A 12,190-nucleotide genomic window follows, 5' to 3' on the forward strand; every position below is an offset into this window, starting at 1 on the left:
TTGGTAGACACGCCAGCTTCAGGTGCTGGTGACCGCAAGGTCGTGGAAGTTCGAGTCTTCTTCTGGGCACCAATTCAGGCAACAGACTCAAGCCTCACAAAAACCCGCGAAAGCGGGTTTTTGCATTTTCAGGGTTTCGATTATTAAATCAAAACAGGGGTTTACAGAGTAAAACGATCGCCGTATAGTGCGCCCCATCAACGGCGTACACGCTGCTGATGCTGCCCAGATGGTGAAATTGGTAGACACGCCAGCTTCAGGTGCTGGTGACCGCAAGGTCGTGGAAGTTCGAGTCTTCTTCTGGGCACCAATTCAAAAAAACCGAGCCAATGGCTCGGTTTTTTTTTGGGAATTGCAAAGTCATTTACTTCAACTCAGCAGACCGCATCCAGCTTATATCTTCAAACCAAAGCCATAGGCTGCATCGCCACCTATCACGATGTCTCTCAGATCCTTATCCTTGTCATCATCCGGGAAATAGCTCTTTCTGGTAAACGGAAGACTACCATTATCACTTGCCCAGAGCCGTCTGTCCCACTGCTGCCCCGCAGGCGCTGCCGTGAGGTCGATACTCAACTTTCCGCTACCCTCGGCACGGAGCTTGCGCCAAGTAGCCAGATCCGGAATGACAAGACCTCTGCTGTCGGCAATTTTCTTGCACTCCGTGTAAGTATCGAAATTCAGGTACTCCAACGTGGAAATACCTTGGACAGTGACCGTTACGTATACAACCTGGCCTAGGGAATCTCGCACCTGAACATATACAGATCCGTTCTTCCTGGCCATCAGCAGGCCTTTAGCATCGACCTCGACGATAGACGAATCTCCAGACACGAACGTATAGGGACCTTTACCGCCACTAACAACCATTAACTGACTTGAATCGGGCGGCACTGCAGCAGTGCTGCCTGGCTTCGGATACGCAGCGCTCAAAGAAACATCTGAAAACTTGACACTCAGCAAGCTGCCTTGCGGTTTGATTGTCAAACTCAGCGTAGGAAAGTCTTCAGCGTAGGTGTCACTGAAGTCACCATCGAACGTAACCTTTGCAAATACCTGCAACTGACTGCCCGCTGCCAAATTATCGAACTGGGCCCGAGTGATAGTAATAGCCAAGTCCTGCTTTGCATCGGCATCGGTCAATATTCTGGCTGTCCAGACGTTGATCTCCACCGCACTACCATCCTGGGCAGTACCCTCCAGGCGCAACCACACCCGTTGACCGGCTGCCATGAATGGCCACTTCTTGAGCGTCACCACGATGTCGGTTTTTACCGAGGCCAGATCCAGCAGATCTGTGGGTGCCTGGCCGACCACTGGCAGAGACAGGTTATCCCCACCAAGTGTATCGACCTCAATGATGGTGTCGTCAGAATCTATCGGATTGATCAGCCCGTTGCGCGTGACCTGATAATAGACCCAGACCTCTGCCCCGGTATTGGAACCAATTGCCGAGGCTGGAATAACGAACTCTAATGCCTTGCTCACACTGCCGACAGTTTGTTCGGCTATAGCTGGCGTCCCGGGGCCGTCAGTACCAATCCAGAAGAGCCGAACCTTGTCGCCGACAGCAATAGCGGGGTAAGGCTGAACAACCACTGTTGTGCCATTTTGCACGGCCATCGGATCAAGAACCCAGTCAACAGACGCCGGAACCTCAGGAGCAGGAAGCAATAGACCAGCCACCTGAGTGCCTACCGAAAACAGTTCTTCCTGAGACCTGAACTTCTGAGTCTTGCCGCCAAGCCCTTTTCGCTCAATAACGTAATAGACAATGGCCTTTTTGTTGAGCGCTGTACTGACGGAGGCCGCGGGAACATTGAATACCAGGTCGATATTCACGTTGGCCGCATCAACAGCCTGAACACCCAGTGCGACCGGATCACCACCCTCGACCGGCTGCCAATAAGCCGTAACACTGTCTCCCACCTGAGTCTCGGCGTAAGGTACGGTGAGTTTTGTTCCAACGCTCGCAAGAGCAGCATCCATCTTGCCATCTTTGACACCGTCCACCACAGCGCCGGTCAAAACCCTGGAATCTGCAGCCTCCTGATCCTTCTGACTGCCGACGAAAAACTGATAGTCAGCAGAACGAAAGCTGACTTTCCGGCCATCTGGCAGAACGCGCTCAAGCAGGTAAAAAACCGTCACAACCTTGCCCCGGTTGAATTCAATGGGATTATCCAGATACACATCAAATGACATGTCGCCATCGACATTCTGCTGGGTAACAAGCCCCTCATCGGTAAACGTCTTCTGTTTTGACGAGTCACTCCAGAACAGCGTGATCTTGTCTTTTACCAAGGTTCCAGCGGAAGGAATATGAACATTGATAGAGTCAGCAATTTTGTCCGGATCGAGACGATTATCAGAAACTTCGTTGATAAATGGCGGCAAACCCGCAAGGCTGGGTCCTACATAGATATTGCGCCTGGGCGAGGTATACCAGACGCCCTCTCTATACACCTTGTAGTAGATACTCATGATGCCATTGACCAGCGGCTTGATATCAGCATCTGTCCAGGTAATTTTCATTGGACGCCGCTGTAGATTACTTGCACTGATGGGGCGGTCTTTGTCAGTAAAGTTAATTGCATTCTGCTTGGCGTTCACGCCCTCCCTGACCAGTTTTACGGTGTCCCCAAGCTGAATACCAGGGTAATCGAGACTGACAGTGACAAAGTTGACTGTAGCCTTGGCACTGATGTGATCCGGGTCGATAGAGTCGTTGACGGCCTCCAACAGTTCGGGCGCCGGCAGATAAAGACCTCGAATCTGAAACTCAAGAGATTGCGATGTGCGAACCTTGCCAGTCTTGTTGGAACTTGCGGGCCTGACGACATACTGAACAGTCGCCGTTTGACCGGCGAGCGCTTTCACAATATCAGACGGAATCGTCACGGTGCGTACATCACCACCCACGACAGATAGCGCTAGGTAAGTCGTACTCCAACTAATCAGCGTTCCACTCTGAGACTTACCCTTGAAATTAATATGAACGTGCTCGCCAGGAGCAAAACTCAAGTAATAGTTGTTCCATATCGACGGCAGCCTGACTCCGAGCCCCCGCCCTGCAAGGTAGGACATATCCGACGGCGAGGGGGGCGATGACGGCTTGTCGGGGTAGCCTAACTGAACATATTTTACTCCTGTAACCGCATCAGTTCTCCAGACGCCCCCAACACCTACCGGGGCAAGGGGACTTTCCAATAAGGCAGTCATATTCATTCCATCCATAGAAATAAAGTTAAATATCTGGCTGTGCGCTCTGAGGTAAGCACAGTACAAAGTGCTCATTCGCGATCATGAGCTCTTGCTCACTGTAGGGGGTCATTGCCCATAGGGTTACTATCAGAACTGACAGGTAGGCATTTCAAAAAACTTCCTGCGATTATCCAGACACAGCCAACCTCGCGTCCTTGAAAGTTAGCGCTCGATTATTCGCTTCGCTGCCAGCACGTGCTAGACATCGTGCTGGGTGCCTCACAGACTAAGGTGTAAACGAAGGCCTTTTCCCGAAAACGTTCTATACCTCAAGCCCGAAACTGCCCCAGGCTCGACTTCAACTGCGCAGCCAGCCCGTTTAGCACTTTGCCGCTAGCGGTCGTCTCAACCACCGCTTTTGCGGCTTTCTCGGCCTGAGCGTGAATCACCTCTACCCGACCGCGAACGGCCTGCGCGCCTTCAGCCTGATGTACAGCCGCCTTGGTCGCCAGACCAATGGCCGCGTGTACCTGCTCGACAGATACCTGCACGGTCTGCTGGCGCTTGGCACTGTCTCGCAGTACTTCCAGACCTTCCTTGGCCTGGCGTCCGGCGATGCCGATGGCGGCGACCGCCTCTTTCGCTCCACGCTGCAGGGCGATGATGTGCTCCTGGATATCGCCCGTCGAGCTTTGCGTCTTGCTGGCCAGCGCCCGCACTTCGTCAGCCACCACGGCAAAGCCCCTGCCCGTTTCACCCGCGCGTGCGGCTTCAATGGCTGCGTTGAGTGCGAGCAAGTTGGTTTGCTCGGCAATACCGTGGATAACTTCCAGCACGACCTCGATCTGCTGGCTTTGCTGCGCCAGACGCTCAATGACCTGCGCACCGGTTTCAACCTGCCCGGCCAGCGCCTCGATCAAACCGCCGACCTGATTGGACGTGCGGGTGTTTTCATCGGTCGCTTGTTTGATATCGATCACCTGACGCAAGGCTGCCTGCATCGCCTGGCTTTCCGACTGCGCCTCGTCGGCCATCTGCTCCAGCGCTTTCAGACTGGCCGCCACTTGGTCCCGCTGCAATTCGGCCGCCGCATCGGCACCGGCGTTACGCTCGCTCATGACACCGATTTCCTGCCCGGTGCGCTGCGCCACCTCGCCCGCCTCACGAACGATAGGCTGCAACTTGTCGATGAAGCGGTTGACCGCCGCCGACATGTCGCCAATCTCGTCGTTGCTGTCCAGCTTGACGCGCTTGGTCAGATCGCCCTCGCCCGCCGCCAGGTCATTGAGTGCCGCGATCAGCAGATGCAGCTTGCTGACGACCCGACGCCCGAGCACCACCGCCAGTAACAACAATACACCCAGGCCGACCAGGGCCAGACCCATGCCGATTCTCCAGCGCAGCGTTTCGGCAGCTTCCTGAACCGCCACACGCGTGTTGGCGGTCATTGCCGCTCCCGCCGCCTGAGCCGACTGCAGGCGCGTGCGTAGCGCGGCAGAGCTGTCCTTCGAGGCACTGGCAAGGCTGTCAGACACCAACTGTTCACCACTGGTGATCAGGGTCGCGAAACGCTTGTCCAGGGCAGTAAGATTCTCTTCGACCGTTGCCGTGGACACACCCATGCGCACCTTGCCGATCTCTACGCCGTTAGGGCTGATGGATGCCTCGACGTAATACACCGAAGGGTCGCTTTTCGCCGCATTGAGGACCTTGTCCATCGCCCGCTCGCCCTCCCCCTTGGCCAAAAGAGCCTTGACCAGCGGATTGTCACGGTTCATGTAACGCGTGAGGTGCTCACCTGCAGCGTCGTCATAAACGACGAACAGTACGTTGGGATTGCGCTGGGCACGGCGTGCGAATTCAGAAAGCGTTGGCGTGTCGTTGTCCCACATGGCGCGCGGAGCAACGGCAGCCAGCAATTCGGCCATGTCGGTCGCGGACTCGCGCAAGTCTTTCTCCAGCGTGGCACGCAGTTGAGCCTGCTCTTCCTTCAGACGGGTAGAGAGCCCGACGCTCAGGCGCTGTCGAGTGCTGGCTGACAATGCATCGAGGCTCGATGTCACTTCGCTACTCGCCGACTCCAGCTCTGAGGACAGATGTTGCGAATCTACCCCCAGACGATTGGCGAGATCGGCCTCAAGCGCAGTGACGGTGCTCCGGGTAAGCGCAACCGCCACCACCACCTGCACCAAAAGAGCGATACCCAGCGCAATGAAGACCGGGCGCAGCAGACGGCTTTGCAATAGAGATAAGACAGCAGACACAGGAGAATCCCTCCACCCTCAGCGCCATTAAAATGATGGCACTTTTCTGTCATCTTTGTAGCAAGCGCCGTGCCGTGACACAAGTCTCACTTTTCTGAGCTTCCCTGCCGTTGGTGCGACAATAAAAAAGGGCCGCACATGCGACCCTTTTTGGCACAGCTCGGTGACGTATCAGCCGAACGGATGACGCAGCACGATGGTTTCGTTGCGGTCAGGACCGGTCGAAATGATGTCGATAGGCGCACCCACCAGCTCTTCAACACGCTTGATGTAAGCGCGAGCGGCAGCAGGCAGCTCTTCGAGGGTCTTGGCACCCAGCGTGGATTCGCTCCAGCCTGGCATCTGCTCGTAGACCGGACGCAGGCCCAGATAGCTGTCAGCGTCGGTAGGCGCGTCGATGACGGCACCCTCTTCGTTCTCGTAGCCCACACAGATATTGATGGTTTCCAGACCGTCGAGCACGTCCAGCTTGGTCAGGCACAGGCCCGAGATGCTGTTGATTTCGATGGCGCGACGCAGGATGACGGCGTCGAACCAGCCGCAACGGCGTGCACGACCGGTGGTGGCACCGAACTCATGACCACGCTTGGCCAGGAAGGCACCGACGTCATCGAACAGCTCAGTCGGGAAAGGACCCGAACCCACGCGCGTGGTGTAGGCCTTGGTGATGCCCAGGATGTAATCCAGGTACATCGGACCAAAACCGGAACCGGTGGCAATGCCGCCCGCCGTGGTGTTGGAGCTGGTGACGTACGGGTAGGTACCGTGGTCGATGTCCAGCAGCGAACCCTGGGCACCTTCGAACATGATGTCCTTGCCGTCGCGACGCATCTCATGCAGCGCAGCGGTGACGTCGAGCATCAGCGGCTTGAGCATGTCGGCGTATTCCATGCACTCGTCGAGCGTCTTCTGGAAGTCGATGGCAGGCTCTTTGTAGTAATTGACCAGCACGAAGTTGTGGTAGTCGAGCAGTTCGCCCAGCTTGGCGGCGAAGCGCTCACGATGGAACAGGTCGCCGATACGCAGACCGCGACGTGCGACCTTGTCTTCGTAGGCCGGGCCGATACCACGACCGGTGGTGCCGATCTTGAACTCGCCGCGGGCTTTTTCACGCGCCTGGTCGAGTGCCACGTGGTACGACAGGATCAGCGGGCAGGACGGGCTGATGCGCAGACGCTCACGCACCGGAATGCCTTTCTCTTCCAGCTTGACGATTTCGCGCAGGAGCGCGTCGGGAGCAACCACCACACCGTTACCGATCAGGCACTGCACGCCTTCGCGCAGCACACCGGACGGAATCAGGTGCAAGACGGTTTTCTCACCGTCGATCACCAGTGTGTGGCCGGCGTTGTGGCCACCCTGATAGCGAACTACGGCGGTAGCATGTTCGGTCAGCAGATCAACGATCTTGCCTTTGCCCTCATCACCCCATTGAGTGCCCAGGACTACGACATTCTTACCCATAACACTTGTCCTCATTCACGCAAACTTGGTGCCGGCGGCGGCCGGCAGGAATACTCAAGAAGCCAGCGGCATTACCTGCCAGTGCTCGCCATGCTGAATCAATTGCCGGTCACAGTCGGCTTCACGCGCGGCGCTCGCCTGCTGCCCAGGCAACGCCTGAACCACACGCTGACCTTCACTGCGCAACTGGCAAACCATCTGCCAGAGTGCCGCATCCGTACTGTCCGGCACCCAGATGCCACCAGACGGTAAGACGATTTCTGCCTGCCCCAGGGTAACCAGGGTTTTCAGGTCGGTGGAAAAGCCGGTCGCCGGACGGGCACGACCGAAGTCGGCACCGATGTCATCGTAACGACCGCCCTGAGCGATCGACTGGCCCACGCCCGGCACGAACACCGCGAACACCACACCGGTGTGGTAGTGGTAACCGCGCAGCTCGCCGAGATCAAAGTACAGCGGCAGCTGCGGGAAACGCGCAGCCAGACGCTCGGCAATCGACAGCAGGTCGTCCAGAGCGGCCAGCACTGGCGCCGGGGCGCCGGCCAGACGATCGCGTGCGGCGTCCAGCACCTCACGACCACCGCACAGATCAACCAGTGCGCGCAGCATGGCGGCCAGCTCTGGCGGCAGATCGGCGGTGAGGGCAATCACTTCATCGATGGCCTTGCGCTGCAGTGCATCGAACAGCTGCTGCTCGACTTCACCCGACAGGCCGGCGGCACGCGCCAGACCGCGATAGATACCGACATGCCCGAGGTCCATGTGCACATCCGGCACATCGGCCAGTTGCAGCATGGCCAGCATCAGACTGATGACTTCAACATCGCTGCTCGGGCTCGCATCGCCGTAAAGTTCGGCACCCAGTTGTATCGGGCTGCGCGAGGACGACAGCGCGCGCGGCTGAGCGTGCAGAACGCTGCCCGCGTAGCACAGACGGCTCGGGCCTTCACGTTTCAGGGTGTGAGCATCGATACGTGCAACCTGTGGCGTGATGTCGGCGCGAAAGCCCATCTGCCGGCCCGATTGCGGGTCAATAACCTTGAAGGTACGCAGATCCAGATCCGAACCCGCGCCAGTCAGCAGCGACTCGAGATACTCGATATGCGGGGTGACGACAAACTCATAGCCCCAGCTCTGAAACAGATCCAACACCTGACGGCGCGCTACTTCAATGCGCGCCGCTTCCGGTGGCAGTACTTCTTCGATGCCATCTGGTAGCAGCCAGCGGTCGACCGTTGCCATTACGCCATTCCCCTGTGATCCAGGCGGCCAGCCTACAGGCCGACCTTGAGTGAAGCAGAAAGTGGTGCGCCGTATGACGGGCACGACAAATGCCCGAGACAGGCCTTGCAGACCACTTTCCTCGAAAAATCTTGCCGCGTTCCGATTCAGATACGGCCAATCAATCGTGCAGACGCAAAAAAGCCGGGAATTTCCCGGCTGCCGCATGATACACACGTTTCACCGTACGTTCACCCCACCGGGCGGTTTTGCCGCCCGGCGGGTGATTAATTACGGCTTGGCTTTTTCCATGTAGCGAAAGAATTCGCTGTTCGGATCAAGCACCATCACGTCGCTCTTGTTCGCAAAGCTTTCGCGGTAGGCACGCAGGCTGCGATAGAACGCGTAGAACTCCTGGTCCTGACCATACGCCTTGGAGTAGATCGCGGCAGCCTGGGCATCACCATCACCACGCGCTTCTTCCGACTCGCGATAGGCTTCGGCCAGCAGCACACGACGCTGACGATCGGCGTCGGCACGGATGCCTTCAGCCAGCTCGTTACCCTTGGCACGGTGTTCGCGGGCTTCACGCTCACGCTCAGTGCTCATGCGTTCGAAAACGCTGCGATTCACTTCCTTCGGCAGATCGATGGCCTTGACCCGGACATCGACCACTTCGATACCCAGTTCTTTCTCGGCCATGCGGTTCAGCGAACCGGTGATGTCCGCCATCAGCGCGTCTCGCTCACCCGACACGACTTCGTGCAGGGTGCGCTTGCCGAACTGGTCACGCAGGCCGGATTCCAGACGACGCGAAAGACGCTCGTCGGCAATCTGCTTGAGGCCGGAAGTCGCGGTGTAAAAACGCTCCGCATCCTTCACACGCCACTTGGCGTAGGCATCGACCATGACCGCTTTCTTTTCCAGTGTCAGGAAGCGCTGGGTCGGTGCATCGAGGGTCAGCAAACGACCGTCGAACTTGCGCACCTGGTTCACGTAAGGAACCTTCACATGCAGACCCGGCTGAACGTCAGCCTGGACCACACGACCGAATTGCAGCAGAACCGCGCGCTCGGTCTGGGACACTATGTAAAAGCTGTTCCAGGCGATGACCGCCAGTATCACGCCGACAATAAGGGTGATCAGTGATTTGTTACTCATCAGCGAGTCTCCCTGGTACGTACTTCACCACGCTGCTGAGCCTCATTCGCCCGGGCAGCGGCGGCAGCAGCGGCAGCATCATTAGCCGACTGCGATGGCGTACCTGAATTGGAGCCATTGCCGTTACTGCTGCGGCTGCTCTCGATCATCTTGTCGAGCGGCAGATAAAGCAGATTGTTCTGCCCCTTGTCGCCGGTCACGAGAACCTTGCTGGTGTTGCTGAAGACTTCCTGCATGGTGTCCAGATACAGACGCTGGCGGGTAACTTCAGGAGCCTTGCGGTACTCGGCAACCAGTTTGGTAAAGCGATCCGCCTCACCCTTGGCGCGCGAAACCACTTCATCGCGGTAACCGTTGGCATCTTCGAGGATACGCTGAGCCTGACCACGGGCTTCCGGGATCACACCGTTGGCATAGCTTTCAGCCTGGTTACGCGCACGCTGCTCGTCTTCACGGGCGCGGATCACGTCATCGAAGGCTTCCTGAACTTCACGCGGCGCGGCAGCGCTCTGTACGTTGACCTGAGTGACGGTGATGCCGGTACGGTAGGTATCGAGGAAGCGTTGCAGACGCTCCTTGATTTCGCTGGCCATCAGTTCACGGCCTTCAGTCAGCACCTGATCCATGGCCGTGGAACCCACGACATGGCGCAACGCACTTTCAGTCGCGTGCTGCAGGCTGATTTCAGGCTGGTCGACGTTCAGCACGAACGCCTGAAGGTCGCTGATCTTGTACTGCACGGTCAGCGGCACTTCGACGATGTTCTCGTCTTCGGTGAGCATCTGGCCCTGCTTGCTGTAGGCACGCTCGCGAGTCACGTTCTCCATGTACTTGCGATCGAACGGCGGGAAGTAGATGTTAAGGCCCGGGCCCACGGTCTCGTGGTACTGACCGAAACGCAGCACGACAGCCTGCTCTTGCTCGTCAACCACATAGATAGCGCTGTAAAGCCAGAAAGCGACCAGTACGACAAGCCCGATGCCGAGCAGGCCGAAGCCACCGCCCTTGCCTGAGCCGCCACCACTGCCACTGCTGCCGCCATCGCTGCCGCGTTTGTTACCGCCGCCGAACAACCCCTTCAGGCTTTCCTGCAGCTTACGGAAGGCCTCGTCGAGATCAGGTGGTCCCTTGCGGTCGCCGCCACGGCGTTTGCCACCCCAGGGATCTTGATTATTCGAGTTGCCACCCGGCTCATTCCAAGCCATAGCGCTCTCCATCTGATAAAGCAAAGACGCGCCCGCGGCGCGCCGACCAATGCTACAGAATGCTCGCGAAAGCCGTACAACGGCTTTCTCGTGCTTTTATTGCAAAGTGTGTTGCTCGATGAACTCCAGCGGCTGCAATCCTTCGCGACTCACCAGTCGATTGAGTTCAACGCGCGGCAGTCGTACGGCCAACACGCTGGCACCTTCCTCGTCATGCGTTTCGCTCTGCACCGCACCCAGCTCAAAGAACTGTGCACGCAGCCGGGCGAGACTTTGAGGCAGAAGCAGCGTGCCGACAAACAGGTCGTCGCCGAGCAATTCGGCGATAGCCTGCTTGAGCAGATCAAGCCCCCGACCATCACGGGCAGAAACCCAGACACGCTGCGGCTTGCCGTCGGCATCGCGCTGTATCTGAGGCTCTACGCCTTCAAGCAGATCGAGTTTGTTATAGACCTCGAGGATCGGCAAGCCCTCGGCTCCGATCTCGCCGAGCACGGCCATGACCTGCTCGATCTGCGACATGCGATCCGGCTCGTGGGAGTCGATCACATGCAGCAGCAAATCGGAGTTGCTCGATTCTTCAAGCGTCGCGCGAAAGGCCTCGACCAGTTTGTGTGGCAGATGGCGAATGAAGCCCACGGTATCGGCCAGCACGATCGGACCCAGGTCATCGAGCTGCAGACGACGCAGGGTCGGATCGAGCGTGGCGAACAGTTGGTCTGCCGCGAACACATCCGAATCGGTTACCGAGTTGAACAGGGTCGATTTGCCGGCGTTGGTATAGCCCACCAGTGAAACCGATGGAATATCCGCGCGACGACGCCCGCGACGGGCCTGATCCCGCTGACTGCGAACCTTCTCCAGCCGTCCCTTGATCTGCCGCAGGCGAACCCGCAATAGACGTCGGTCGGTTTCGAGCTGGGTTTCACCCGGACCGCGCAGGCCGATACCACCTTTCTGTCGCTCAAGGTGAGTCCAGCCACGGACCAGACGGGTACTCATGTGCTCAAGCTGGGCCAGTTCGACCTGCAGCTTGCCTTCGTGAGTACGCGCCCGTTGCGCAAAGATATCGAGAATCAGACCGGTACGATCAAGCACACGACACTCGAAAACGCGTTCGAGGTTGCGTTCCTGACTGGGCGTGAGGGTGTGATTGAAGATGACCAGATCGGCCTGCTCGGCCTTGACCTGATCGCGAAGCTCCTCGACCTTGCCAGAGCCGATCAGGTACTTGGCCGAAGGCCGATGACGCGGCACGTTGATAAACGCAACGGTATCGGCACCGGCCGAGATGGCCAATTCCTGAAACTCCTGCGGATCTTCGCGCGCCTCAGGGTCCTGACCATCCAGATGAACGAGAATTGCACGTTCACCACCACTGTGGCGCTCAAAGAACAAGGCAGACTCCTATCAGGCGTTACCTGGCTCGGCGTCCGCGCCGTCAGCGTCTGTAGCGCTTGGCAGGCGGATCGGGCGAACCGGTACGACGGTGGAAATAGCGTGTTTGTAGACCATCTGGCTGACCGTGTTCTTCAGCAAAATGACGAACTGGTCGAAAGACTCGATCGTACCCTGCAGCTTGATACCGTTGACCAGATAGATCGATACCCCGACCTTCTCTTTACGCAAGGTATTCAGGTAAGGGTCTTGTAGCGAATGCCCTTTTGACAT

At 57.8% G+C, this 12,190-nt stretch carries 8 protein-coding genes and 1 tRNA gene; 1 reads left to right on the top strand and 8 read right to left on the bottom strand.

From position 1 onward, the window contains the following. Nucleotides 1-223 precede the first annotated feature (223 nt). Nucleotides 224-310, top strand: a tRNA-Leu gene (locus ACW55A_RS13140). Between the two features lie 83 nt (nucleotides 311-393). Here the strand turns inward: ACW55A_RS13140 and ACW55A_RS13145 are convergent. The 8 genes from ACW55A_RS13145 to hfq all read right to left on the bottom strand — a co-directional run bounded on the left by ACW55A_RS13145 (nucleotide 394) and on the right by hfq (nucleotide 12,190). Continuing rightward, the gene (locus ACW55A_RS13145; RefSeq protein ID WP_498811322.1) at nucleotides 394-3,297 is read right to left on the bottom strand and encodes an Ig-like domain-containing protein; all 2,904 of its coding nucleotides are present in this window, start codon (nucleotides 3,295-3,297) and stop codon (nucleotides 394-396) included. Nucleotides 3,298-3,533: 236 nt separating this feature from the next. Next, a complete protein-coding gene (locus tag ACW55A_RS13150) occupies nucleotides 3,534-5,468 on the bottom strand; it encodes a methyl-accepting chemotaxis protein (RefSeq protein ID WP_024663640.1) in 1,935 nt (644 codons plus the stop codon). 171 nt (nucleotides 5,469-5,639) lie between these two features. Continuing rightward, nucleotides 5,640-6,932, bottom strand: a complete 1,293-nt coding sequence (locus ACW55A_RS13155; protein WP_003366319.1) for an adenylosuccinate synthase — start codon at nucleotides 6,930-6,932, stop codon at nucleotides 5,640-5,642. A gap of 54 nt (nucleotides 6,933-6,986) precedes the next feature. Continuing rightward, nucleotides 6,987-8,174, bottom strand: a complete 1,188-nt coding sequence (locus tag ACW55A_RS13160; RefSeq protein ID WP_003431936.1) for an ATP phosphoribosyltransferase regulatory subunit — start codon at nucleotides 8,172-8,174, stop codon at nucleotides 6,987-6,989. A 270-nt stretch (nucleotides 8,175-8,444) separates the two neighbouring features. Continuing rightward, nucleotides 8,445-9,314, bottom strand: coding sequence for a protease modulator HflC (hflC, locus tag ACW55A_RS13165; protein WP_003431937.1), 870 nt, complete (start codon nucleotides 9,312-9,314; stop codon nucleotides 8,445-8,447). Then, entirely contained in the window at nucleotides 9,314-10,519 is a 1,206-nt protein-coding gene (hflK, locus tag ACW55A_RS13170; RefSeq protein ID WP_003366313.1) for an FtsH protease activity modulator HflK, read from the bottom strand. Before hflK ends, hflC begins: the two co-directional genes overlap by 1 nt. Before the next feature lie 96 nt (nucleotides 10,520-10,615). Then, complete coding sequence (hflX, locus tag ACW55A_RS13175) at nucleotides 10,616-11,917, bottom strand: ribosome rescue GTPase HflX (RefSeq protein ID WP_002551820.1); 1,302 nt, start codon at nucleotides 11,915-11,917, stop codon at nucleotides 10,616-10,618. A gap of 12 nt (nucleotides 11,918-11,929) precedes the next feature. Continuing rightward, nucleotides 11,930-12,190, bottom strand: a complete 261-nt coding sequence (gene hfq / locus ACW55A_RS13180; protein ID WP_002551819.1) for an RNA chaperone Hfq — start codon at nucleotides 12,188-12,190, stop codon at nucleotides 11,930-11,932.

Source organism: Plantibacter cousiniae (nom. nud.) (assembly GCF_977070315.1).

Excerpts from the sequence above, each read along its gene's own strand:
- ACW55A_RS13145 (WP_498811322.1), bottom strand. The coding sequence starts at position 3,297 with ATGAGCACTTTGTACTGTGCTTACCTCAGAGCGCACAGCCAGATATTT.
- ACW55A_RS13155 (WP_003366319.1), bottom strand. The coding sequence starts at position 6,932 with ATGGGTAAGAATGTCGTAGTCCTGGGCACTCAATGGGGTGATGAGGGC.
- ACW55A_RS13160 (WP_003431936.1), bottom strand. The coding sequence starts at position 8,174 with ATGGCAACGGTCGACCGCTGGCTGCTACCAGATGGCATCGAAGAAGTA.
- hflC (WP_003431937.1), bottom strand. The coding sequence starts at position 9,314 with ATGAGTAACAAATCACTGATCACCCTTATTGTCGGCGTGATACTGGCG.
- hflK (WP_003366313.1), bottom strand. The coding sequence starts at position 10,519 with ATGGCTTGGAATGAGCCGGGTGGCAACTCGAATAATCAAGATCCCTGG.
- hfq (WP_002551819.1), bottom strand. The coding sequence starts at position 12,190 with ATGTCAAAAGGGCATTCGCTACAAGACCCTTACCTGAATACCTTGCGT.